We start from the raw sequence: 24,714 nt of genomic DNA on the forward strand, positions 1-24,714 counted from the left end.
AAAAATCGCGATTGTGACAAAAATCACTATATATAGGTGGTTATCTTTGCGTCTTGCCCTAGATATTGTGCATGAGTTGGGTTATAGTAGAGCGAGTTGTTAAAAATAGTTCCCATATTCGCAACGAGAGAATTTGCTAGAAGGAACGGTGTTTGAGAAAGGTCTGTACCGATGCAGGTTTTGGAAGAAACTGCTGTCACAAGCGCAGAAAATTGTACGGATGATGTAGTTGAATCTCCAGTTTCTCGCGTGCAGGTCGAAAAGCGCGATGGTCGCGTAGTTGATTTTGATCCGCTGAATATCATTATGGCAATTAAGGCTGCTTTTAAGGATTTGGGCAAGGAAGTCGGTCCGCAAGAAGAGCAGTTGATTCGTAATATTTCTGATCATATTGAGGCTGAAATTCAAGATCGTTACAATGGTCCAGCAAAGATTGAAGATATTCAGACTCTTGTTGAGCATGGTCTTATTGAAAATCACCTTTATGAGGTTGCTCGCTGCTACACGAGTTACCGCTTGAACCGAGATATCGATCGCGCTAAGGCTACCGATATCAACGAGGCTGTGAACCGCCTTGTGAACCGTGATGAGTCTCTTGTTCGCGAAAACGCAAATAAGGATTCCAACGTTTACGCAACTCAGCGCGATCTTCTTGCAGGCGCTGTTTCTAAGGCTTCTGCGTTCTCTATGCTTCCTCACGCAGTTTCTAATGCTCATATGAAGGGTGATATTCACTTCCACGACGCTGATTATTCGCCATTTACTTGCATGAGCAACTGCTCGCTTCCTGATTTTGGCGACATGCTTGCTAAGGGATTTGCTCTTGGTAACGCAATGATGGATAGCCCAAAGTCTATTGGTACTGCTGCAACTCAGGTTACGCAAATTATTAAGGATATTGCGGGTGCTCAGTATGGCGGTCAAACAGTTAATCGCGCTGACGAGATGCTTGAGCCTTACGCTAAGTGCGATTATGACAAGAATCTTGCTATGGCTCACGCAATGATTCCTGATTCCACGCCAATTCAAGTTGCAAAAGATATGATTGACGGCTTGAAAGCTCAGGAGCCTAAGAATCTGCACTGCTTGGACAGGGATCCACTTCCTGCTGATACTCCTTTTGATGAAAACTTGGGCGAGCTTGATCAGCTTCGTGAAGTTTACGCAAAGATTATGACGCGTAAAGCTATTTACGACGCTATGCAAACTATGGAATATCAAATTAATTCCAACCGCGTTTCTAACGGCCAGACTCCGTTCGTAACTGTTGGTTTTGGCTTGGGTACTTCTTGGTTTGCTCGCGAAATTCAGCGAGCTATTTTGCTTAACCGCATTCGTGGCCTCGGCAAAGATCGCCACACTGCAATCTTCCCTAAGCTTGTATTTACTATTAAGCACGGTGTTAACGCAGACGCTGGCGACCCGAACTACGATTTGAAGCAGCTTGCTCTCGAGTGCTCTACTAAGCGCATGTATCCAGACGTCGTTTTCTACGAGAATATTGTTAAGATTACCGGCTCCTTCAAGGCTCCTATGGGTTGCCGCTCATTCCTCCAGGGTTGGATTGATCCAAAGACCGGTAAGGATGTTGAAGATGGCCGTATGAATCTTGGCGTTGTGACTGTTAACATGCCACGTATTGCTCTTGAATCTCACGGCGATGTGACTCGCTTCTGGAAGCTTTTCGACGAGCGTATGGAAGTAGCTCACCAAGCTTTGCGATTCCGTATTATGCGTTGCAAGCAAGCAACTCCTGTGAATGCTCCAACGCTGTTCCGTTACGGTGCTTTTGGTCGTTTGGAAGCTAACGAGAGCGTTGATCAGCTGTTCCGTAACGAGCGCGCAACCGTTTCTCTTGGTTACATTGGCTTGTACGAAACTACTGCAGTGTTCTTCGGCAAGGATTGGATGCAAGATCACAGCTGGAATGAGGAAGGCAAGGAGTTTGCGCTTTCTTTGGTTCGCCGCATGAATAAGCTTTGCCAGCAGTGGTCAAAGGCTGAAGGCTACCATTATTCTGTTTACTCAACTCCTGCTGAGTCTTTGACTGACCGCTTTAACCGCATGGATCGTCAGAAGTTCGGCCGCATTGAAGGCGTAACCGATCACGACTTCTATACTAATTCCTTCCATTATCCGGTTTGGTTGCAGCCAACTCCTATGGAGAAGCTTCGCTACGAGGTTGACTTCCCGTATCTTGCTTCCGGCGGCTTTATTAACTACTGCGAGTTCCCATGCTTGCAGGCAAATCCTAAGGCTTTGGAAGCCGTGTGGGATTACGCTTACAAGATTGGCATCGGCTACTTGGGTACGAATACGCCAATCGATCATTGCTTCGTTTGTGGATTCCAGGGCGATTTTGAGCCGACTAAAGAAGGCTTCCGCTGCCCTGAGTGCGGAAACAGCGACCCAGATAAGTGCAATGTGACTAAGCGTACTTGCGGCTACTTGGGCAATCCTGTTCAGCGTCCAATGGTTCACGGACGTCACGAGGAAATCGCTCACCGCGTAAAGCACATGTCTGGCGAAACTGGCCATGTGACTCTTAACAACGGTGAGTCTCGTGAATGGTATGAGGAAACAAAATAAACTTAGCTAATTAACTATGTTGAAACTTAGTAAAATAAGTATGACTAGATAATTTAGCTAAATAAATAGCTTTTCTTGTGTTTGTTGTTTGGTGATAATCTGGCCGTTAGAAATGTATTGCGTTTTGTGATTGCACTTTCTAACGGCTGGATTTATTTTATTTTCGCAAATTTGGTCGTTTATTTTTTGGTTGTTTATTTGGTTTGAAAGGGGGTTGGATATGGCTCGCATTAGTTTGCACGATTTTGCGCCTGCAGATGTGAATCGTGGGCCGTGGATTCCTACCTCTCTTTCCAATAATCCTCGCGCAGGGCAGTGGTCTAGTGAGCGCATGAGCCAGGGGATGATCGCCGATTACAAGCGTTTTTTGATGACAGACGGCGAAGGAATTCGTTGCTCGCTTTACGTTTCCGGCTGCCCGTTCCATTGCGTTGAGTGCTATAACGAGTCGATTTGGGATTTTCGCGCAGGCCATCCTTATACTCAAAAGCTTGAAGATCAAATCATGGAAGATTTGTCGCAACCTTATGTGCAAGGTTTAACGCTTCTTGGCGGCGAGCCGTTGCTTAATACGGGCATTTTGCTGCCTCTTTGCAAGCGTATTAGAAAAGAGTTTGGCAATACAAAAGACATTTGGAGTTGGACTGGATACACTTGGGAAGAGCTTATGCGCCCAGGGGAGACGCCTGATAAGCTTGAGCTTTTGCGTTACATTGATATTCTTGTTGACGGCCGTTATATGAAAGATTTGCACGATTCGCTTTTGCAATTCCGCGGCTCTAGTAATCAGCGAATTATTGACGTGCCAAAGTCGTTGGAAAATCCGCAAAATCCTCCTGTAATTTGGGAAAAGCTTCACGATCAGGAGCGTTTTATTCCGTCAATTTACGGCAAAGATCGCGCGCAAGGCGAAGGCGATGCTTCGTAAACCCCTGCCTGCCTTATATTCAAAGGTGATATTATTAAACATAAGTATTTGATTTAGAGTAGGGGAAGAATGGCAGAGAAGTCTGAGAAGCCAAGTGAGTTTGATGAATCGAAAAAAGATTCTCGTAAAAAAGACTATGCCCCTCGAGCACTTCGAACAATACTGAGTTCTTTAAAAAAGTACCGTTTTCTCGGCGTTTTAACAGCTGTTACTATTCTCGTTGAAGCTGCTATGCAAATTGCAATCCCTACAGTAATGTCAAATCTTATTGATTTTGGCATTATGTCACGTTCTCAAGAAGCTGTGCAATATTATGGTTTGCAATTGCTTATTTTTGCTGCAATTGCAATGATTACAGGCATTATTTCTGGTATTTGTTGCGCGCATTCTAGTGCTGGTTTCGGTAAAAATTTACGTCACAACATGTTTTCACGCTTGCAAAGTTTAAGTTTTTCTGATTTAGATAAGTTTTCTAGTGGCACTGTTGTTACGCGTATGACTAGCGATGTGTCAAATGTGCAATTTGCTTATCAAATGATTATTCGCTCTGGTGTTCGCAGCGTTATGATTATCATCACTGCTTGGTGGTTTACTTTTTCAATTAGCCCTGCTATCTCGTGGGTTTTTCTTTCGTTTGTGCCTATTGTTGGTGCAATTGGCGCTTTTGGTGCGAGTATAGTTGCTCCAGCATTTTCTCGAATTTATCGAATGATTGACGAGATGAATAATCGAGTTGGCGAGAATTTGCATAATATTCGCGTAGTAAAGTCTTATGTGCGTTCTGATTATGAAATAAGTCGTTTTACGCGTATTTCGCATAAAATCTATGATTATTTTATTAAAGCTGAGTATGTGTTAAATTGCAGTATTCCTTTGTTTAACTTATGTTTTTATTCTGGAATGCTGCTTATTGCGTGGTTGGCTTCGCACGAAATTGTGGCTTCCGGAAATAATCCTGCTTTTGGTTTAACAACAGGAAATCTTGCTGCATTAGTGGTGTATGCTTTGCAAATTTTGTTTGCTTTAGCGAATTTAGTTGCAGTTTTTGTAATGTCGTTAACAGCTCGAGCTTCGATGCATCGTATTTCAAAGGTTTTGCAATCTCGAAATACTGAAGTTATTTCAAAGCATCCACTTACAAAGCTTTCTGACTCTTCTGTGCGTTTTGAAAATGTTTCGTTACGCTATCCTAAATCGGATAATACAGATGAATCTACTCCAGCAGAACAGGAAATTTTACACGATATAAATATATCTATTCCTTCTGGAGCAACTGTTGGCGTTGTTGGCGCAACGGGATCTGGAAAATCAAGTTTAGTGCAATTAATTGCAAGACTTTATGACGTAACTTCTGGCACTCTTTTTGTAGGCGGAAAAGATATTCGCGATTATGATTCTTCTAGTTTGCGTGAAGAAATTGGTGTTGTTCTACAAAAAAATATTTTGTTTAGTGGCACAATTGCAGAAAATCTTCGCTGGGGCAGAGCGGAAGCAAGCGATGATGATTTGCGTCAAGCTTGCGAAATTGCTTGTGCTGATGAGTTTATTAAAGATTTACCAGACGGCTACAATACGCATATTGACCAGGGTGGTAAGAATGTTTCCGGTGGTCAGCGACAGCGTTTGTGCATTGCGCGCGCACTTTTGAGGAAGCCGAAAATTTTAATCCTCGACGACTCGATGAGTGCAGTTGATATGAAAACTGATAGTAAAATTCGCGATGGCTTGAAAAAGTTTATGCCTGATTCTACGCAAATTATCGTTGCTCAGCGCATATCTTCAATCGAACATGCAGATATTATTGTTGTTCTTAAAGATGGTCGTGTTGTTGCCAAAGGTTCGCATGATGAGTTATTTAAATCTTGTGAAATTTACAGAAATATGGCGATTTCTCAAGAAAAAAGTCGCATAACTAGCGCAACTAAAGAAGAAGGAGCTAAGTGAAAATGTCTAATAATAAAACTGCTCACTCTTCTAAAAAAGATTCAGCTATTAGTTGGAAAACTCTTAGCAGACTTGCCTCTTATGTGCTTGTGTATCGAGTTAAAATTTGCGTAATTATTGCATCAATAATAGTTAGCGCAATTGTGCAAGCTGCAAGCGCAGTGTTTTTGCAATCTCTTGTTGACTCGTATATTCTTCCGCTTGTCGGTAAGCATAATCAGGATTGGATGCCTCTTGTTCGCATGATTATTCTGATGGCAAGTGTTTTCGCTGTTGGCGTGTTTTGTTCTTGGCTTTGGAGCAGGCTTGTTGCGAATATATCTGAAAGTGTTATGCGTGATTTGCGAGACTCGATGTTTAAGCATCAGCAGAAGCTTTCATTGCGTTACTTAGATTCTCAAGGTTACGGCGATATTATGAGCCGTTACACAAACGATACTGAGGTTCTTCGTGAAGCAATTTCGTGGGCTTTTCCGGACTCTTTTTCTGCACTAATGTCAATTTTGGCAGCGTTTATATCTATTATGTGCTTATCGCTTCCGGTTGCAGTTTTTGTAGCTATATTTACTGCAATATTGCTTTATTTAGTGCGTTTTATGCTAAAGAAATCTGGCAGTTTATTTGAGCAATTCCAGCATGCATTAGGCGAGTTAAATGAGTTTGTTGAAGAATCTGCAACTGGCAGCAAAGTAATTAAAATTTTTAATCATGAAGCAGATTCTATTGAAAAATTAGATAATTTCATAGAAAAAGTGCAAAAAATTTCTGCAAGTGCGAATTCTTATGCGAATAATGTAATGCCTGTTATTAGCAATGCAAGCTATTTGCTTTATGTATTAATTGCTTTACTCGGTGCGTGGGCTGCTTCAGCTGGTATGCCAACGCTGGGATTAGCTGGATCTAGTACTCTTACATTGGGTACGCTTATATCTTTACTGGCACTTTCGCGCGCATTTATTAATCCTATTGGCGAAATTACAATGCAAGCTAACGCACTTATGATGGCTCTCGCAGGAGCTTCTCGTATTTTTGAGTTACTTGATGAAAAGCCAGAACTTGATTCTGGCAGTGTGCAATTAGTTAAAGTGAGTGTACTTCAGTCTGCTGAAGATCTTGAAGAAAAATCAGCATTTGATGTGCTTGAAGAAGTAGACGAAAAATCTGAAGGAAGTAATATTTATTGGGCTTGGAAAAGATCAAAGCAAGATAATGGCACTAAAGCTAATAAGCGCGCTCAAAACTTAAGCGAAATGGCTCAAGAGATTGTGTGCCATGCAAAGCGAGATGCTCGCACTTCTAAAGATGGCCGCTATACTTTGCTTCGAGGCGACGTACGTTTTACGGATGTGGTGTTTGGTTACAAAGAGAATCATCCTGTTTTGCACGATATTACGTGGTTTGCAAAGCCTGGTCAGAAAGTTGCTCTTGTTGGAGCTACAGGTGCTGGAAAAACTACTATTGCGAATTTACTTACGCGTTTTTACGACATCGATGATGGACAAATTTTGTATGATGGCATCGATGTGCGCGATATTTGCAAAACGGATTTGCGTCACGCTATTGGCACTGTCTTACAAGATGTGAATTTATTTACTGGCACAATAATGGACAATATTCGTTATGGAAATCTTGATGCTAGCGATGAAGATTGTATTCAAGCTGCAAAATTGGCCCATGCTGACGCGTTTATTTCTCATCTTCCTGACGGATACAATACGCAGCTTAACAATGGCGGTGAAGGGCTTTCTCAAGGTCAGAAGCAGCTTATTTCTATTGCTCGTGCTGCAGTAGAAAATCCGCCTGTGTTAATTCTCGATGAAGCAACTTCATCGATTGACACGCATACTGAAGAATTAGTTCAACATGGAATGGATTCTTTGATGGAAGGGCGTACTGTGTTTGTAATCGCTCACAGGCTGTCTACAGTGCGCAATTCTGATGTGATTATGGTGCTGGATCACGGTCGCATCATTGAGCGCGGTTCGCATGAGGAATTATTGGCAAAACGTGGGGAGTATTATCAGCTTTGCACTGGAGCTGTTGAGCTTGAATAATAGCTTGATTTTGTGCCGCAACACGCCGAACACGCGCGGCACTTGCATTTTGCTAAGGATTCTGTAAGATAGTGACTCGGCTGTTCGAGAGAACAAAGCCACGGCCCCGTAGCTCAGTTGGTTAGAGCGCCGCCCTGTCACGGCGGAGGTCACCGGTTCAAGTCCGGCCGGGGTCGCGATTAATAGAATACCCGGTTCGCCGGGTTTTTTATTCGTCATGGCTCTGTAGCTCAGTTGGTAGAGCGAACGACTGAAAATCGTTAGGTCAGCGGATCGATCCCGCTCGGAGCCACAACAAAAAACGCGCGACACGATTTGTGCCGCGCGTTTTGTTTTATTCGCTAGTCAAGTTGCTTCCACGAATCAACATCAATATGATGTTCAGGATTTGCCTGCCAAGCTGCCCAAGCAGATTCTACGATATCCTTCACGTCGTAGCGAGCATGCCAACCCATTTCTTCGTTAATTCGCTTCGTGCTGCCAATAAGCTGTGGAGGATCTCCAGCTCTGCGATCAAGAACAGTTTCTTTAAATGGCAAACCGGTAACTCTGCGCACTTCGTCAACAATTTCGCGCACAGACGTACCCTTACCAGTTCCTACGTTAAAAGCGTCGTACTTGCGCTCGTCGCGATCCAAATATGTAAGTGCTGCAATATGCGCGTCTGCTAAATCAGAAACGTGAATATAGTCGCGAATGCAAGTGCCATCAGCAGTAGGGTAGTCGTCGCCAAAAATAGCAGGTGCTTTTCCTCGCTGTAGCCTGTCAAGAAGCATAGGAATTAAGTTCAAAATCGCAGGATCTTCCAATTCCACCGGACCGCAGCCCGCAACATTGAAATAACGCAGTGCGCAGAAGCGAATGCCGTAAGTGTGCTCGCAAGCGCGCGCCATCCACTCGCCAAAAAGCTTGGTTTGACCATAAGGGTTAATCGGCAACATTGGCACAACATCTTCTGGTACAACTTCAACGGGAGGCACTCCATAAGTTGCTGCAGAAGAAGAAAATACGAGCTTCTTAACTCCGCTATCTTTCATGCCTTCAAGCACGTTAAGCATGCCGTTAATATTCTGTTGATAATACCAAAGTGGCTTTTCTACGGACTCTCCAACTTGCTTTCTAGCAGCAAAGTGAATTACAGCATCAACATTCTCGTCCTTCATGATTTGCGCAAGTCGCTTTCCTGCATCAGGAGAAGAGATATCCATACCATAAAGACGTGCGCCTTCAATTCTTGTAGGCTTTCCGTAGCTTAAATCGTCAACGACGACGACATTTTGCTTTGTTTCATGTAAGGCGTGAACTACGTGTGCTCCAATGTATCCGCATCCACCTGTAACAAGAACAGTCATTGTCGACCTTCCTTTTGAATAATATCAATACAATCAGTGAGATTATATCTCGTAAAACTGAAGTTTAATGGTATAGCTTATTTACGATTTGATTGGAGTGGAGCGAGTTTTAGGGGATTTCTTTATTTGCGATTTTATTTTCGATATTCTTTAGTATCGTCTATGAGTTTTGTAACTGGTTTAGTTTTTTGGTTTTGACGAGGCTGGAAAATTTGTGTTTGCGTGCGTCCCGTCCTTCGTCGCCTTAACTGTTAAAGCATTCTATTGTGTTCGCCTATCATTTAACAATGTTGCTTCCTCAGTCCTCTTTTAGCACTGAACACAATTTTTCCAGCCTCTCAACACACTAAACGCCAACACAAAACTCATAGACTAGTGCAATTTGTTACGAAAGTGCGTGGTTTACTAAGTGTCACTAAAGTCGCGCAATTAAGCTTCGGTGGGGTGCGTGGTATTTGTGCCCGGTGTGACGTGTGCAGCAGCATGAGTGCTAGCGTTCTCTATGCAATAGAGAATCAGCGTCTGCAGAGCACAACTGCAAAACTTCATAAACGTGCAAGCATCCAATCAGTGCGAAAAATCTCAAATCTCTACCACACAAATATCCACGCGACTGAATGACGGCATAATTAAGATGCAATATAATTTATAACCAAATTTGAAGAACGTATAAAGCAAAATATAAAAGCATATAACTTACGTCAATACTAATATTTCCACAACGAGTTGGAGGAATAAACTTGCGCAATACGCGCAATGGTGGCTCTGTTATGAAATAAATAATCCGTATTAGAAAATTAAAAACACCTCTAGGACGCATACGAGGAATAAGCACAAATAACCAATCTGCAACCATTCGAATAATCATTATTATCAAATAAGCGCGTATTAGCACACGCAATACAGATAACGCAACAAATATCATTCGAACATCACCTTACAAAATAATACAACTGACACATTTAAGTTAAGCATATATGAGTTTATTGTTTTAAGAGCGTAATTTTTATAAAAGCGGCGTTTTGTTACATAAATTTTTGTATTAACCGCACTAATTTTCTGCGGACGTGATAGCATCGAATAGATATATATCAAAGGGCTATGCCCAAAAAGCGAGGTGTAAAGCATATGACTCTGTTGACGCCTAAGGACATTCGAGAGCATACCTTCCAAATTGTACGTTTTAAGGGAGGTTATGACGTTGACGAGGTCGACGAGTTTCTCGATCAGGTTACAGAAACAATAGAAGCACTCGGTCAGCAGGCAGTGCAGGGCCTAGGGGCTTCCACGCAATCTCTTGGCCGTGATGTTGCGGGTTTGAATACGAAGATTGCTGAGTTAACTTCTAAGGTAGAATCCTTAACTAAGGAAAATGAAGCATTGCGTAGTGCTTCTAAGAAGCAGGGCGAATCAAATGAAGCTGCTTCTCAACTTGAAGCTACTGCAACTAAGTTGCGTGAAGCTGAAGAAAGTAATCGTGCTTTGACTGCTCAAAACCAGCAGTTGAAGGAACAGTTAGATGGTTTGGGTGCGCAGGTAGATCAGTTAACTGCTCAAACTGCTCAAGCAGACAATGCTAAGCAGGTTCAAAAAGAGCTTGAAACTGTTACTCGCGAGCGTGACGACTTCCGTGCAAGCAGCGAAAACTTGGGTCGTGAGCTTGAAACTGTTCGCCAGCAGCTTGTTGTCACTCAGCAGGAAAACACTAAGGTTGAGGAACTTTCCAAGCAGTTGGAAGAGTCTCGTCAGCGTGAAGAGCAGCTTCGAAAGCAGGTTGCTAAGATGGAACCAAATACTGAAACTGGTAGCTTGCAAAAGATTGCTGGTGCTGGTGCAGAAGCACAAGGTTCTGAGCCAGAGCGTGCAACTGCAATGTTGACTCTTGCTATGCAATTGCATGATCAATATGTAGATAAGGGCAAGGCTAAGGCTCAACAAATTGTTGAAGAAAGCCAAGCTCGTTATAACGAAACTGTTGCTAAAGCAGATGAATATTCTGCACGCACTCGTTCTGAAGCTGAAGAATACAGCAAGCAGACTCATGCTGATGCTGACGATTACTCTACTCGTACTCGCGGCGATGCTGATTCTTATGCTGCTCGTGCTCACAATGAGGCTGACGCTTACTCTGGTAAGGTTCGTCAAGCTGCTGATGATTACTCTAAGCAGACGCACGATCAAGCTGACCAGTATGAAGCTGAAGTACAGCATCGTGCTGCAGACTATGATTCTACAACTCGTACAGCTGCTGATGCATATGCTCGTCAGGTACGTGAGAATCTTGAGAAGCAAACTCAAGTTATTGAAGGAAATATTCAGAGCCTCAAGCAATTTGAGACTGAATATCGTACTCGCTTGACTGATTTCCTTGGTCAGTTGGTTGCTCAAGTTTCTGATGAAAATACCTATGCTGCATTAGGCAACAAGCAGGGTGAAGAATCTGGTAAGCAAGAGTAGTTTTTAGCAGTGCGTGACTGATATTTTAAAATGTTGCGCACTGCACCGATACTATTTGAATTACTAAAGATCGGATAAATATTGACGCATAGAGATGTGCGTGTGAAACGGCTACGTACTCGCGTAGCCGTTTTTGCACTGATTGTTTTTATTGGTGTTGTGCTGGATCGCATAACAAAACTTTGGGCTTTGGCGACGCTTAGTGACGGGAAAAACATTGAGCTTGTGCCGCACTTGCTTTCTTTAACTCTTGTACGAAATCCTGGAGCATCATTTGGCTTAGGCTCTTCTTTTACGTGGGTTATTAGCGTATTAGCTTGTGCTGCTTGTGGTGCAATGATAGCTGCTGTTAAGCACACAAAATCTTTGTATTGGACTATTGCGTTTGCTCTAGCGTTTGCTGGAGCTTTTGGAAACCTCATTGATAGAGCGCAATATGCTCAAGGTTTTTTGAATGGCAAAGTCGTAGATTTTATAAACTACGGTTGGTCTGTTGGGAACGTTGCAGATATTGAGCTTATGTTTGCAGGAATCGCAGTTGTATGCCTTATTTTGATTGGGATTCCTCTTTTAGAGCATGCCGATGAGTGATATTTGCTTTAAAGTTACAAGCCAATTTTCCGGCTGCAGATTTGACGTTTGTTTATCAAAGCTAATGGGAGTTTCGCGTGCAAATGCGATATCTCTTATTGAGCGTAACCAAGCGAAAATCTTAGGTAAAAAATCGCAAAAATCCTCCATTTTGCAAGATGGAGATACGATTGTTGTAGATCAAAAAGAAAGTGCAGAAGAAAAAGTAACAGCGCAGCAAAAAGAAGAGCAAAATAATAAATCCTCTGTATGTAATATTCCAATTATTTACAACGATGACGATGTTATTGTAATAGATAAGCCTGTTGGAGTGGCGTCTCACGCAGCAAAAGGATGGAGTGGGCCGACAGTTCCAGAATGCTTAGAAGCTGCTGGAATAGATATAAAAACAACGCTGTGCGATGAATCGCGCAAAGGAATCGTAAGCAGATTAGACGTTGGAACAAGCGGATTAATGCTAGTTTGTAAAACAGACTTTGCTTATGAAGCAATGAAAAATCAGTTTGCAAAGCATATCGTTAAAAAAACGTATCATGCGCTTGTCCAAGGAGATTTAGCGCAAGATAAAGCTACTATTGAGGCTCCTATTGGTCGTGCAAAAGTATCTGATTTTCGTTTTACTATTACTTCGGAAGGCAAGCCTGCTGTTACGCACTGGGATGTTCTTGAGCGTTTTGGTCAAGCAACGTTAGTAAGCGTTAATTTGGAAACTGGCCGCACTCATCAAATCCGCGTGCATTTTACTTCTATTGGTCACCCTTTGGTTGGGGATTCAATGTATGGAGCGAACCCAGTTTTAGCTCAAAAACTTGGGTTGCAACGTCAATGGTTGCATTCTATGGAACTTACTTTTACGCATCCGCGCACGGGTAAATCAGTGACGGTTAAGTCGCATTATCCTCTTGATTTGCAACACGCGTTAGAAGCTATGCGAGCATTATTAAAGTAACGTTTTTGCATTTTTTCAGTCAACTTTCGCTTATAGAATATCTTTTATGACTCAGCCGGAAACCAATTTTGTGCATTTACACAATCACACGCATTATTCACTTCTAGATGGTGCGTCAAAAATACCTGATTTAGTAGCGCGCGCTAAAGAATTAGGCATGCCGGCTGTTGCAATTACGGATCATGGTAACATGCATGGCGCGTACGAAATGTGGAGCACGGCTGTAAAAGCTGGGATTAAGCCAATTATTGGCATAGAAGCGTATGTTACTCCGGAAACAGCAAGACAAGACAAAAGTCGCGTGCATTGGGGCACGGAAGATCAGCGTGCAGATGACGTTTCTGGCGGCGGTTTAATTACGCATATGACTTTGTGGGCGCAAAACGATACCGGCTTAACAAATCTTCTTAAAGCTTCGTCTGTGGCGAATCTTGAGGGTAGAGTTATGCGCTACCCGCGTATGGATAAAGACGTGCTGTCAACCTACTCAAAAGGTGTAATTGCGTCTTCAGGATGCCCTTCTGGAATTATCCAGACGCGTCTTCGCTTAGGTCAGTTCAAAGAGGCTTTACGAGCAGCTGGCGAGTTTCAAGATATTTTCGGGCGTGACAATTTCTTTATCGAGCTTATGAATCACGGGCTTTCTATTGAAACGCGCGTAACTAAAGATTTGCTTGAAATTGCAAAAAAACTTAACGCTCCTCTTCTTGCAACGAACGATTTGCATTACGTTCATGAAGAAGATCGCGAAGCGCAAGATGCTATGCTTTGCATTAATTCCGGCTCGCGCTTGGACGATCCTGACCGTTTTAAGTTTGACGGTTCCGGATACTATTTGAAGTCCGCTGAGCAAATGCGTGAGCTTTTTAAAGAGTTTCCAGAAGCTTGTGATAATACGCTTGAGATTGCTCGTCGATGCAATGTTATGTTCGACGACGGCGAAGATGGTGCTTTTATGCCGCAATTTGACTGCCCGGAAGGTTGGGATGAGACTTCGCTATTCCTTAAAAAAGTTGAGGAAGGTTTGGAGCGTCGTTACAATAACAACATTCCAATGGAAGTTTTAAAGCAGGCTGATTACGAGTGCGGCGTGATTTGCCAAATGCAATTCTGCGGATACTTTTTAGTTGTTGCAGATTATATTAATTGGGCTAAAGCGCATGGCGTAATGGTAGGTCCTGGTCGTGGTTCTGCTGCAGGCGCTATGGTTGCGTACGCAATGGGCATCACAGAGCTTGATCCTATGAAACATGGTCTGATTTTCGAACGCTTCTTAAACCCGGAGCGCGTATCCTTGCCTGATATTGATGTTGATTTTGACCCGGATGGTCGAGCTAAAGTTCTTGAATACGTGGGCGAAAAATACGGTAGAGATAAAGTTGCTCAGTGCGTTATTTACGGAACTATTAAAACGAAGCAAGCTCTTAAAGATTCTGCGCGTATTATGGGCTACGAGTTTTCAGTAGGCGAAAAAATTACGAAAGTTCTTCCTCCTGCTAAAAACGGCAAAGATATGAGCTTGCACGACATTTTCGACGAAAAAAACAAGCGTTACGCTGAAGCGCGCGAGTTCCGCGAAATGTACGACACGGATCCAGATACTCATCGCATTACCGAAGAAGCTAAGGGCATTGAAGGTTTGATTCGTCAAACAGGTGTGCACGCTTGTGCAACAATCATGGGTTCGGAGCCAATTACAAACACTTCGCCGCTTTTAGAGCGCACTGATGGAACGATTACAACAACTTTTGAGTATCACACTTGTGAAACGCTCGGTCTTGTAAAAATGGACTTTTTGGGTCTTTCCAACTTGACTGTTATTCGCGATACTTTGCGAAATATCGAAAATAATGGGAAAGATCCGATTGATTATACTAAGATTCCGTTAGACGATAAAGCTACTTATAAACTGCTTTCCAGGGGGGACACTTTAGGCGTTTTCCAGCTTGATTCCGACGGTATGCGTGCGCTTCTACGTACTTTGAAACCGGATAATTTCAACGATATTTCGGCTTTGATTGCACTTTACAGGCCTGGTCCTATGGATATGGATTCGCATACGAATTACGCTAAGCGCAAGAATGGTTTGCAAGATATTATCCCTATTCATCCAGAAGTTGCTGAGCCGTTAAAGGAAGTTTTGGACGAAACTTACGGTTTGATTGTTTACCAGGAGCAGGTGCAGTCTGCAGCGCGTATTTTAGCAGGCTACAGTCTTGGTAAAGCAGATGTTTTGCGTCGAGCAATGGGCAAGAAAAAGCCGGAAGTGCTAGCAAAAGAGCAAGTGCCATTCTTTGAAGGTATGAAAGCTCACGGATATTCTGAAGAAGCTGCACAAGCTGTGTGGGATGTTTTGGTTCCGTTCTCTGGTTACGCGTTTAATAAAGCTCACTCTGCAGCTTATGGTCTGATTTCTTACTGGACGGCATACTTAAAAACGCATTATCCTGTGGAATTTATGGCAGCTTTGCTGCAAAACGAGCGCACGAATAAAGATAAAACTGCACTGTACTTGGGCGAGGCAAGGCGCATGGGTATTCAAGTTTTGCAGCCTGATGTAAACGAGTCTGTTCTTGAGTATTCCGCAGTTGGAGATGTTGTGCGCTTTGGTTTGGGCGCTATTCGTAACGTTGGAGACAAAGCAGTAAACGATATTATTGCTGAGCGCGAAGGCGAGCGCGGACGTTTCGTAAACTTTATGGATTTCGTAAAGCGCGTGCCAATTACCGCACTAAACCGCCGACTAGTAGAATCGCTTATTAAAGCTGGAGCTTTTGATTCTATTGATTCAAATCGTCGTGCGCTGTTTCAAATTTGTGATCCTGCGATTGATTCTGTGATTGCGCTTAAGCGTAAGCAGGCAGAAGGTCAGTTTGATTTATTTGCTGATCTTGATTCGTCTTCTGACTCGGATGAAGACAATGGTATGGGAGATATGCAAATTACTGTACCTGATGTTGAAGAGTGGGATAAAAAGACAAAGCTTAATTTTGAGCGAGAAATGCTTGGATTGTACGTTTCTGACCATCCACTAAGTGGATTGTCTGCAGTTTTGGCAGATTTACGTGAGATGTCAATCGCTCAACTGATCGACAGAGCAAGAACTATGAGCGACGGTCAGCAAGTAACTATTGCAGGCCTAGTTACGAGCGTAGATAGGCGAGTGTCTCGAAAAGGTAACGCTTGGGCGATTGTCACAGTTGAAGACATGGAAAGTTCAATACAATGCATGTTCTTTGGTAAAGTGTACGAAGCTTCAGCGCAAGAACTTGCAATTGACCAAGTTGTGCGTATTCGCGGACAAGTTGAAGTGCGTGATGAAACTGTTTCAATGCGTGCTACAGAGTTTGAAATACCAACTCTCGAATCAGTGGATGAAAGACCTTTAACAGTTGTTATTCCTCGCAAAGTTCTAGATAAAGGTCATGTTGCGCAATTAAGTGATATTTTGAGCCGACATCCAGGATGCTGTGAAGTGCGCTTGGCTCTTGTAGACGATACTGGCAAGGCTCAAGTTCTTACTTTTGGAGATCGTTTCCGTGTAAAGCGAGATACTTCTTTGTTTGCTGAAATGAAAATTGTTTTTGGATCTAGTTGTTTGCCTAGCGCGTAGAAAATATGCACTGCTGATTTGATAAAATATAAAACTAGGTATGCTTTAAGAAGTTACATTGAAAGGGGAGGAAACGACAAATATGTTAAACAACGGTGACGAGCGCAATAATGATGACAAGCGCAATAATGATGACAAGCGCAACAATGACGATTCTGTGCGCACTTCTTTTACTGATGCGGAATTAGATAATGCGCTCGCGGGATTTGAACGTGAATTTAAAGAAGAGTCGCAAGAAAATTTAAATAGCGAAAATTTAGAAAATAACCAAAAAAGCGACGATAATCAAGAAAATGATTTTCTTGATCAAGCTATGCGCAATATTGAAGAAGCTAATTTTGAAGAAGACTTGCAAGGTCTGCTTGGAAATAAAGCAAAAGTTGCGTTAATGGTTACGTATGTGCAGCCTGCGCAGTTGCTGGCTGCTTTTTGCAAAATGGCTAGCGTTTCAGCGCAATGCTTCGATGAAGAACAAGGTGCTGTTGCGGTATTAAAAAATTTGGACGGCAATGAGCCGGAAGAAGCAGTGCAAAAATTTGTTGATTTCTTCCGTGGAATGGATGTTATGCTCATTACAAATAGAGCTGATAAATTAAATGCAAAAGTTTACGAATATAATTGCGAGCCACAAGAAATAGTTGCGCCTATGGCGTTAGCTGTGTGGTCGCGTGCAGTAGAAGATTTAGCTATTGGCATGGAAACAGTTGAAACTATTTCGAAACAAAATATAGAAATTTTTAATAGTGACGATTTAAGCGATGCAAACGCGTACGAGCTATTTCAAAAATATGGCAAAAGAAAGTAAAAATAATTAAGCAATTAATTGGCATATTAAATTGAAGAAGTTGTGACGTAACGTAGAAATTTCATTACAATTACGTAAATTCATTGAATATAAGCTCAACATATGAAGCGTAATGCGAAATAATACACTACAATTGCATGTGAATATGCATATGTGCGTGGCTATGCATACAACCGGATGATACCCAAGGGGCTTATTATGGATCGACAACAAGAGTTTGCTCTGCGTACTGTTGAAGAGCGAGACGTGCGTTTTATTCGACTCTGGTTTACGGATGTCTTAGGCACGCTTAAATCCGTTGCTATTGCCCCTGCTGAATTAGAAGCAGCTTTTGAAGAGGGAATAGGATTCGACGGCTCAGCAATAGAAGGCATGACTCGCGTCCTAGAAGACGATATGATTGTGAAGCCGGATCCCTCGACGTTCCAAATTCTTCCATGGCATGGAGGTCCGGAAGGCACAGCGCGCATGTTCTGCGATGTGCTAACTCCAGACGGAGAGCCTTCGCTGGGAGACCCTCGTCACGTTTTAAAGACTGCGCTCGCAAAAGCGAAAGAAAAAGGATTTACTTTCTACGTGCATCCTGAAATTGAGTTTTATTTGTTTGAAGCTCAAGATGATTGGTCCAAAACTCCTGTGCCGATTGATGAGGGTGGCTATTTTGACCACGTTCCTAGAAGTTCGGCTATGGATTTCCGTCGTAGCGCAGTTAGTATGCTTGAACAAATGGGTATTTCTGTAGAATACTCGCATCACGAGGGCGGTCCTGGTCAAAACGAAATTGACTTGCGTTATGCAGATGCTCTTACTACCGCGGACAATATTATGACTTTCCGCACTGTAGTTAAGGAAATTTCTCTTGAGCGCGGAATGTATGCAAGCTTTATGCCAAAGCCGCTAACTGATCAACCTGGCTCGGGTATGCATACGCATTTGAGTTTGTTCGAAGGCGATACGAACGCTTTCTATGAAGCTGGTCAAGAATTTAATATGTCTCTTATTGCGCGTCAATTCGCTGCTGGTATTTTGCATCATGCTTCAGAAATTTGCGCTGTAACTGATCAATATGTGAACTCTTACAAGCGTTTGTGGGGTGGTGCGGAAGCTCCTAGCTATGTTTGCTGGGGTCATAGCAACCGTTCTGCACTTCTGCGTGTGCCGCAATACAAGCCTGGTAAAGGTAATTCTTGCCGAATGGAATTCCGCGCGCTAGATCCTGTAGCGAATCCGTATCTTGCTTACTCTGTGCTTCTTGCTGCTGGCTTGGATGGTATTGAAAAGCAAATGACTTTGTGCGATCCAACTAGCGACGATGTGTGGGAGCTTACTGATGCTGAGCGTCAAGCAATGGGTATTCAGCCATTGCCGGAATCCTTGGATGAAGCACTAAAGATTATGGAGCGCTCGGACTTCGTTGCAAGCGTATTAGGTGAACACGCTTTTGAGTACTTCTTGCGCAATAAGCATCAAGAGTGGGAAGAGTATCGTCGTCAAGTTACGCCTTTTGAGCTGGAGAAGTATTTGCCGCGTTTGTAGCGCGACGACCTGCTTGAGCGCCGCGATTTAGCGCGCGAAAGCAACTCGGAGCGCCGAGCTTGCTCAGCGTTGAAAGCACGGTGTGCTTTCAACGCAAGCGAGGTCTGCCTTCGTCAATGAAGACGAGGGCAGGGCAGGTTTGTGTGGCTGTGTTTTGGAAACTAGGTTGTGACTGGTGTGCGCTGACGACCTGCTTGAGCGCAGCATTGTGCGCGCGAAAGCAATTCGGAGCGTGAGCTTGCTCAGGCGGAAAGTCCAGTGGACTTTCCGTGCAAGCTCAGCCGAACGGCGATTAGCCGTGAGGACAGCGCTCCGCTCTTACTTGCCGTGGCGCGAGTTTCGGGGGCTGGTTTTTGGCTGGTGGGTTTCTGGAGTGGCTGTGTGAGATAGGAATTACTTATCTCGCAGCGCTCCGCTCTTATACCTTATTTGTACTTAGCGGCTAGATAGTTAAGTTTAGTCTTTTACTTACTTTTTCTGCAGAAATAGTATTCGTCAATAAGATTATTACTATCGTTCCGCTTTTATATTGCTCGACAAGTAATTCCTATCTCCCACTCGTAAATCCACCCACCGTTGTTTTGTGATGTGGTAGGTGCGTATGGTGTGATGTGTGCAGCAGCACGAATGCTAGTGTTCTCTAGGCAATAAATACTTAACGTCTGCAGAGTATTAATGTTAAAGTTCACTAATCAACAAGCAATCACCGTTCGCAGAAGCATTACTGCAAAGCTTCATGAACATTTGCTGGAGTTTTTTCTCCGGCGTTTGTAGCTTGTTTTGGGACTCTGGTGCAGACGTCGCGCTGCGTTCCAAGCGTTTGCCACGATTTTTGCAGCTTACTAAATTGTCGAAAATACCAAATCGTTTGGTGGAATAAACAAAACGCAAGCCCAAACTGTCGAAAATACCAAATCGCAAGATGTTTTCGACATTTTCTATTGACTGCAAAAATATTTAACGCGTGTATCGATTCGCTAGCAGCGCGGTTGTAAAGTTTCTGCCGTTTTTTCGCGCGTAGGCGGCTTTTTCTTTACACGTGCGTAAAGTTTCTGTCGGAATCTGGCTGGGAAGCGGCATAAACTGCGCACAGCTGCACAGTTTTGGTCGCCATTCCGTCATTTCGCGACTTTTTCTTTACACTGCTGTACAGTTTCTGCCGGATTAAGGTGCGCAAACGGCTTTTCCTTTACACCGCTGTACAGTTTCTGCCGCTTCTTCAGGCTCTGCACTTTCTGTCCGTGCTTTCTGTCCGCGCTCGTGTACAGTTTCTGCCGTTTTTTCGCGCGTAGGCGACCGTTTCTTTACATCGCTGTAAAGTTTTGGTCGTTTTTTGTTACTGGTGCAGATGGTCGACTGCGTTCGTAACGACCTGCTTGAGCGCTGTGTGGGGGTCTTTTGTTTTCTATTGGTGATTTGCTTCAAAAAAATCAAAAATTTTGTAAAAAAGTGGGGATTTTTGGGGAGGAATGGGGTAAAATGGTGAGCAACGTGTAAATGGCATAGTACATGTTGAGTTAAGGAGGTGGAGTATGGCACGTCGTGATGCTAATAAGCAACCGCGCAATAGCGCCAATTCTTCCTCTGCGCATTCCATAAATCAGGCTCAACAAGCTGCTGATTCAAATGTTTCTCAGCAATCGCAGATGCCACTGCAAATGCAAGATTCACAAGTGCCTCAGCAACAATACGTTCAGCCTGTTCAACCTGTACAATCTAAGCAGTCGATCCAGGGTTATTATGGTGTGCCTTCAACTGTTATGCCAGCAATGCAGCAATATATGCCAGCACCGGTTTTCACCTCCACTCCGTCCGGCGCTGCTGATTCGTCTGCACAAGCTGCAGCTATGCCAGTTGCACCTTTTTATGCTTCTCAATATCAAGAAGCTGTGTCAACTCATCCAGCAACACCTATTTTGTTAGGCACTTATACTCCAAAAATTGACGATAAAGGTCGTGTTGCCCTTCCTGCAAAATTCCGTTCTCAGCTCGGAACTGGTTTTGTTATGGCTCGCGGTCAGGAGCATTGTGTTTACGTGCTGCCTATGGTTGAGTTCCAGCGTATGACAACGCAAATTCAGCGCACATCTATGAGCAATAAGTCAGCTCGTGATTATCTTCGCGTGTTCCTTTCTGGTGCTGTTGATGAAGAGCCAGATAAGCAAGGACGCATTGTTGTGCCTCCAATGTTAAGAGATTACGCCAATTTGGGCGATCAAATTGTCGTTATTGGTGTTGGTACGCGTGCAGAGATTTGGAATAAGTCTGCTTGGGAAGAATATCTTGCCGATCGCGAGCAAGGTTATGCAGATATTGCTGACGATGTACTTCCGGCGGTGATGTGATGACTGATGCTATGAAAGACATTACAGCTATTCACGCACCGGTATTATTGCAAGATTGTGTTGATTTAGTTACTCCTTCTTTGCAACACAAAGGCGCAATAGTAGTAGATTGCACTTTAGGTCTTGCTGGACATGCAACTGCTTTTCTTAAAGCTGCGCCTTTTGCGACACTTATTGGTATTGATCGTGATGCTGAAGCACTTTCGTTAGCAACGCAAAGAATGCGCAGCGAAGGTCTCGAGAATCGTTTTATTCCTGCGCATGCAGCATTCGATGAGATTGATGAAGTGCTACGAGAAAACAGCATTGACCGTATTGATGCTGCTTTTATGGATTTGGGTCTTTCAAGTTTGCAAATTGACGAAACTGATCGCGGTTTTTCTTATTCTCACGATACAGCACTTGACATGCGTATGGATACAACGCAAGCAACTACTGCCGCAACGATTTTAGCTACGTATGATTCTCGAGAATTAACTAGAATTTTCCGCGAGTATGGTGAAGAACGTTTTGCTTCTCCTATTGCTCGTCGTATTGTTGAAGTTCGCGCTACGGAGCCTATTGCTACTTCGGGTCAGTTGGTTAGCTTAGTTGACTCTGTAATTCCGAAAGCTCATCGCGCTACTGGAAATCCAGCAAAACGAGTGTTCCAAGCTTTGCGTATTGAAGTGAATGGTGAGTTAGATAAATTAAGCCGTACTCTTCCTAAAATTGCTTTGCATCTTCGTGAGCATGGTCGCTTAGTTGTTGAGTCTTATCATTCGTTGGAAGATACAGCTGTAAAACGTTTTATGAATCAAGGATTAACAGTTGATGTTCCTGCAAACATGCCTGTTATTCCTGATGATGCTCAGCCGTTCTTTAAAGCTCTTACTCGCGGAGCTATGAAAGCTTCTAAAGAAGAAATTGCTAATAACACTAGATCTTCTTCAGTTCGTTTGCGCGCTGTCGAATTATGCCGCCCTATCCCGGAGCGTTGGATCCCAAGGCTTGAAGATGAAGCGGCTGGTCGTAAAGCTATAAAAGGAGGTCGCTGACATGGTATTGAACATGCAAAATCGTGTTTTGCGCTCTTCTTCGTCTTCTGCGTCCTCTGCTTCAGCTCCAGCTGGTCGTACTAAAGATAATCCAGCTCGTAAAGAATACGTACATAATCCTGCTCCTTTGGCATTTAGCTCATCTCAGCGTAAATCTTCTGCTGTGCTTGAACGATTCCACAAGGTTATGGCATGGAGCAATACGCGCAAAGTACCTCTTGTGAATTGCATGATTATTGTGATTTTCATGGTTGTTACGTTGTCTAGTTCGCTTTTTTTGCGTACGCAAATGGCAGAAATTTCCTTCGACCAAACTGCAGTGCAGACGCGTATTTCTCGTTTGCACCAGGATGTGGAAGCTAGTCAAGCGAAATTAGATACTTTGGAATCTGAACTTCCTGCAAGAGCGCAAAGAATGGGAATGGTTCCGCAACAAGGTTCTATTTCTATTGACTTAAGTGATTATGTAGAAAAACGAAAACATAGTCATTCTGAGAAAACTGAGCGCGAAAAACAAACTAATAACTCAAAACAAACCGATAATTCAAAACAAACTAATAACTCAAATAAAACTCAAAAACAAGAACAACAAAATCGTCAATATCAACAGAAAGCAAAACAGGAGAAACATTGATGCGCCACTTAATCAAACAACGTTTCGCCCCTCAGCAGATATTTGCGCGTAAGTGCACCGTAATTGCAATTGTTTTTGCGTTAATTGGTGTTAGTGCAATAGTAAAGCTAAGTTTTATACAGATTATTAATGCTCGCTCAACTGCACAAGCAGCTCAGGCTGAGCGTAGTCGTGTGCGACCAATTCTTGCACGTCGCGGTCGCATACTTGATGCTAATGGTGCTGTGCTGGCTCAAAGTGTTGAGCGATTCAATATTATTGGAGATCCGCTTAATGCTCAGGCATTTGTGCCAACTCCTTGCACAAAACAAACTGAGCATAATTGTCATATGCTTAATGGCAAGCCTGTAGAAGGCACGGGCGCTGTGGCGGTCGCTCGTTTGCTTGCTCCGATTTTGCACATGAGTTCTGTAGAACTTGGTGGAAAACTGGCTGGCGTTGGTCGTTACGTTTTATTGAAACGTAACGTGACTCCTGCAATGAAACGCGCTATTGACGATTTGAATCTTTCTGGGTGCATTTATGCAGAGAACAGTAGCGAAAGAGTATATTCAAGCGGACCTATTCTTGGATCTGTGATTGGTGCTGTTGCCAATGCCGATGAAGTTAATCGTAAAGATGTCAAAGATCGTAAAGGCGAGGTTGGTGTTACAGGTCTTGAATTTACTAAAGATGCAACTTTGAATGGCGTAGACGGATATCAGCGTTATCAAGGTAATAATGCAGGAAATGAAAAAATTCCTGGTACTGTAACTGAATCTAAGCCTGCAATAAACGGAAGAGATGTTAAACTCACAATCGATAGCGATGTCGATTGGTATGTTAAAAAAGTTTTGCTTGATGGCAAGAAAAAATATCATGCAACTTGGGGTATTGCAGTAGTGCAAGATGTTCGTACTGGCGAAATACTTGCTTTGGAAGATACTGATGAGATTAAAGCTGGAACAACTCAAGCTAAGGTGAATGTTTCTAGAGCTGTAAGTCAAACATTTGAGCCTGGTTCTATTGGTAAAGCTTTCGCAATGTCTGGCATGTTACAAACTGGTGCGCATAAGCTTACTGATAAATTTGCTGTTCCTAATACTCTTAACAAGAACGGTCAAGCATTCCATGATGCTGTTAGCCACGGTGTTGAGCATTGGACATTAGCTGGTATTCTTTCGGAATCTTCTAACGTCGGCATGGTTATGGCTGGTGAAAAATATCCGATAGATAAACGCTATGAGTATCTTTATAAATTCGGTCTTGGTCAGTACTCAGGATTGAATTTGCAAGGAGAATCTTGTGGCTTGCTTCCTAGCGTTCAAGCTTGGGATGGTCGTAAGAAAGATACCGTCCTGTTTGGTCAGGGCTATGCTGTGAATGCTTTGCAACTTACTAATGCAATTGCAACTATCGCAAATAAAGGCGTTAGGTTGCGTCAGTCAATAGTTAAATCCGTTATAGATCCTAATGGCAGAGTTACAAAGTCTTCTCGCCCTGCAGGAACGCGCGTTTTGGACGAAACTGTTGCTGCACAAATGATGAATGCTTTGGAAAATTCTGGTGAGCATTATCACAGATTTGCTGGCGTCGATGGTTATCGTGTTGCTGCAAAGAGTGGTACAGCAGAAGTTGCTGGCGCTGATGGTAAACTTAGCTCTACAATCAGCGACTGGTCAGGTGCTATACCAGCAGATAACCCTCGCTTCGTCATAACAGTTGTTTTGCGCGATCCGCAAGGTATTTATGGTGGTATGACTGCAGGTCCACTGTTCAAAACTATTGGAGAATTCTTAATGCAAAAGTATGATATTCCAGCTTCTTCTCCACGCGCAAACCCTGTTCCTGTAAATTGGTAATGTACGCATTACAATGTTGTTGTCTATAAAGTAGGGTGT

General features: G+C 43.2%; 16 protein-coding genes and 2 tRNA genes. 16 read left to right on the forward strand and 2 right to left on the reverse strand.

The window, feature by feature from the left end; all coding sequences use genetic code 11:
• Positions 1-171: 171 nt before the first annotated feature.
• The 6 genes from nrdD to HXT34_RS01245 all read left to right on the forward strand — a co-directional run bounded on the left by nrdD (position 172) and on the right by HXT34_RS01245 (position 7,807).
• Complete coding sequence (gene nrdD / locus HXT34_RS01220; protein WP_421785084.1) at positions 172-2,589, forward strand: anaerobic ribonucleoside-triphosphate reductase; 2,418 nt, start codon at positions 172-174, stop codon at positions 2,587-2,589.
• 220 nt (positions 2,590-2,809) lie between these two features.
• Positions 2,810-3,517: an anaerobic ribonucleoside-triphosphate reductase activating protein gene (gene nrdG, locus HXT34_RS01225; RefSeq protein ID WP_421785086.1), complete on the forward strand. Its 708-nt coding sequence runs from the start codon at positions 2,810-2,812 to the stop codon at positions 3,515-3,517.
• Between the two features lie 69 nt (positions 3,518-3,586).
• On the forward strand, positions 3,587-5,461 hold the full coding sequence (locus HXT34_RS01230) for an ABC transporter ATP-binding protein (RefSeq protein ID WP_421785088.1): 1,875 nt from the start codon (positions 3,587-3,589) through the stop codon (positions 5,459-5,461).
• Positions 5,462-5,463: 2 nt separating this feature from the next.
• Positions 5,464-7,515, forward strand: coding sequence for an ABC transporter ATP-binding protein (locus HXT34_RS01235; protein ID WP_421785090.1), 2,052 nt, complete (start codon positions 5,464-5,466; stop codon positions 7,513-7,515).
• A 102-nt stretch (positions 7,516-7,617) separates the two neighbouring features.
• Positions 7,618-7,691 (forward strand) — tRNA-Asp (locus HXT34_RS01240).
• A gap of 43 nt (positions 7,692-7,734) precedes the next feature.
• Positions 7,735-7,807: transfer RNA gene (locus HXT34_RS01245), tRNA-Phe, on the forward strand.
• A gap of 49 nt (positions 7,808-7,856) precedes the next feature.
• Here the strand turns inward: HXT34_RS01245 and galE are convergent.
• Both galE and HXT34_RS01255 read right to left on the reverse strand, forming a co-directional pair.
• On the reverse strand, positions 7,857-8,867 hold the full coding sequence (galE, locus tag HXT34_RS01250; protein ID WP_101886115.1) for a UDP-glucose 4-epimerase GalE: 1,011 nt from the start codon (positions 8,865-8,867) through the stop codon (positions 7,857-7,859).
• A gap of 646 nt (positions 8,868-9,513) precedes the next feature.
• Positions 9,514-9,792 carry a YggT family protein gene (locus HXT34_RS01255; RefSeq protein WP_421785092.1) on the reverse strand — a complete coding sequence of 93 codons (279 nt, stop codon included), beginning with the start codon at positions 9,790-9,792 and terminating at the stop codon, positions 9,514-9,516.
• Between the two features lie 203 nt (positions 9,793-9,995).
• On the opposite strand from HXT34_RS01255, the gene HXT34_RS01260 reads away from it, so the two are divergent.
• From HXT34_RS01260 to HXT34_RS01305, 10 genes are all read left to right on the forward strand, one after another.
• A complete protein-coding gene (locus HXT34_RS01260; RefSeq protein WP_119526189.1) occupies positions 9,996-11,324 on the forward strand; it encodes a DivIVA domain-containing protein in 1,329 nt (442 codons plus the stop codon).
• A 96-nt stretch (positions 11,325-11,420) separates the two neighbouring features.
• Positions 11,421-11,915: a signal peptidase II gene (locus HXT34_RS01265; protein ID WP_391495947.1), complete on the forward strand. Its 495-nt coding sequence runs from the start codon at positions 11,421-11,423 to the stop codon at positions 11,913-11,915.
• Positions 11,908-12,864 carry an RluA family pseudouridine synthase gene (locus tag HXT34_RS01270; RefSeq protein ID WP_421785095.1) on the forward strand — a complete coding sequence of 319 codons (957 nt, stop codon included), beginning with the start codon at positions 11,908-11,910 and terminating at the stop codon, positions 12,862-12,864. The genes HXT34_RS01265 and HXT34_RS01270 overlap by 8 nt, the downstream gene beginning before the upstream one ends.
• Positions 12,865-12,910: 46 nt before the next feature.
• On the forward strand, positions 12,911-16,477 hold the full coding sequence (dnaE, locus tag HXT34_RS01275) for a DNA polymerase III subunit alpha (RefSeq protein WP_421785097.1): 3,567 nt from the start codon (positions 12,911-12,913) through the stop codon (positions 16,475-16,477).
• Between the two features lie 82 nt (positions 16,478-16,559).
• A complete protein-coding gene (locus HXT34_RS01280; RefSeq protein WP_421785099.1) occupies positions 16,560-17,282 on the forward strand; it encodes a hypothetical protein in 723 nt (240 codons plus the stop codon).
• A gap of 198 nt (positions 17,283-17,480) precedes the next feature.
• Positions 17,481-18,818: a type I glutamate--ammonia ligase gene (gene glnA, locus HXT34_RS01285; RefSeq protein WP_415683754.1), complete on the forward strand. Its 1,338-nt coding sequence runs from the start codon at positions 17,481-17,483 to the stop codon at positions 18,816-18,818.
• A 1,532-nt stretch (positions 18,819-20,350) separates the two neighbouring features.
• Positions 20,351-21,163 (forward strand): division/cell wall cluster transcriptional repressor MraZ, encoded by an 813-nt coding sequence (mraZ, locus tag HXT34_RS01290; protein WP_391495942.1) that lies wholly within the window; start codon positions 20,351-20,353, stop codon positions 21,161-21,163.
• 11 nt (positions 21,164-21,174) lie between these two features.
• The gene (rsmH, locus tag HXT34_RS01295) at positions 21,175-22,200 is read left to right on the forward strand and encodes a 16S rRNA (cytosine(1402)-N(4))-methyltransferase RsmH (protein WP_421785405.1); all 1,026 of its coding nucleotides are present in this window, start codon (positions 21,175-21,177) and stop codon (positions 22,198-22,200) included.
• Position 22,201: 1 nt separating this feature from the next.
• Positions 22,202-22,834 (forward strand): hypothetical protein, encoded by a 633-nt coding sequence (locus tag HXT34_RS01300; protein WP_421785102.1) that lies wholly within the window; start codon positions 22,202-22,204, stop codon positions 22,832-22,834.
• Entirely contained in the window at positions 22,834-24,675 is a 1,842-nt protein-coding gene (locus HXT34_RS01305; protein WP_421785104.1) for a peptidoglycan D,D-transpeptidase FtsI family protein, read from the forward strand. Before HXT34_RS01300 ends, HXT34_RS01305 begins: the two co-directional genes overlap by 1 nt.
• Positions 24,676-24,714: the final 39 nt, after the last annotated feature.

The organism is Gardnerella sp. DNF00983, from assembly GCF_049244265.1.
Taxonomy (GTDB): domain Bacteria; phylum Actinomycetota; class Actinomycetes; order Actinomycetales; family Bifidobacteriaceae; genus Bifidobacterium; species Bifidobacterium vaginale_J.

Excerpts from the sequence above, each read along its gene's own strand:
- HXT34_RS01260 (WP_119526189.1), top strand. The coding sequence starts at position 9,996 with ATGACTCTGTTGACGCCTAAGGACATTCGAGAGCATACCTTCCAAATT.
- nrdD (WP_421785084.1), top strand. The coding sequence starts at position 172 with ATGCAGGTTTTGGAAGAAACTGCTGTCACAAGCGCAGAAAATTGTACG.
- HXT34_RS01305 (WP_421785104.1), top strand. The coding sequence starts at position 22,834 with ATGCGCCACTTAATCAAACAACGTTTCGCCCCTCAGCAGATATTTGCG.
- HXT34_RS01300 (WP_421785102.1), top strand. The coding sequence starts at position 22,202 with ATGGTATTGAACATGCAAAATCGTGTTTTGCGCTCTTCTTCGTCTTCT.
- HXT34_RS01255 (WP_421785092.1), bottom strand. The coding sequence starts at position 9,792 with ATGATATTTGTTGCGTTATCTGTATTGCGTGTGCTAATACGCGCTTAT.
- HXT34_RS01230 (WP_421785088.1), top strand. The coding sequence starts at position 3,587 with ATGGCAGAGAAGTCTGAGAAGCCAAGTGAGTTTGATGAATCGAAAAAA.
- rsmH (WP_421785405.1), top strand. The coding sequence starts at position 21,175 with ATGAAAGACATTACAGCTATTCACGCACCGGTATTATTGCAAGATTGT.
- HXT34_RS01235 (WP_421785090.1), top strand. The coding sequence starts at position 5,464 with ATGTCTAATAATAAAACTGCTCACTCTTCTAAAAAAGATTCAGCTATT.
- galE (WP_101886115.1), bottom strand. The coding sequence starts at position 8,867 with ATGACTGTTCTTGTTACAGGTGGATGCGGATACATTGGAGCACACGTA.
- HXT34_RS01280 (WP_421785099.1), top strand. The coding sequence starts at position 16,560 with ATGTTAAACAACGGTGACGAGCGCAATAATGATGACAAGCGCAATAAT.
- nrdG (WP_421785086.1), top strand. The coding sequence starts at position 2,810 with ATGGCTCGCATTAGTTTGCACGATTTTGCGCCTGCAGATGTGAATCGT.
- mraZ (WP_391495942.1), top strand. The coding sequence starts at position 20,351 with ATGGCACGTCGTGATGCTAATAAGCAACCGCGCAATAGCGCCAATTCT.
- HXT34_RS01270 (WP_421785095.1), top strand. The coding sequence starts at position 11,908 with ATGAGTGATATTTGCTTTAAAGTTACAAGCCAATTTTCCGGCTGCAGA.
- dnaE (WP_421785097.1), top strand. The coding sequence starts at position 12,911 with ATGACTCAGCCGGAAACCAATTTTGTGCATTTACACAATCACACGCAT.
- glnA (WP_415683754.1), top strand. The coding sequence starts at position 17,481 with ATGGATCGACAACAAGAGTTTGCTCTGCGTACTGTTGAAGAGCGAGAC.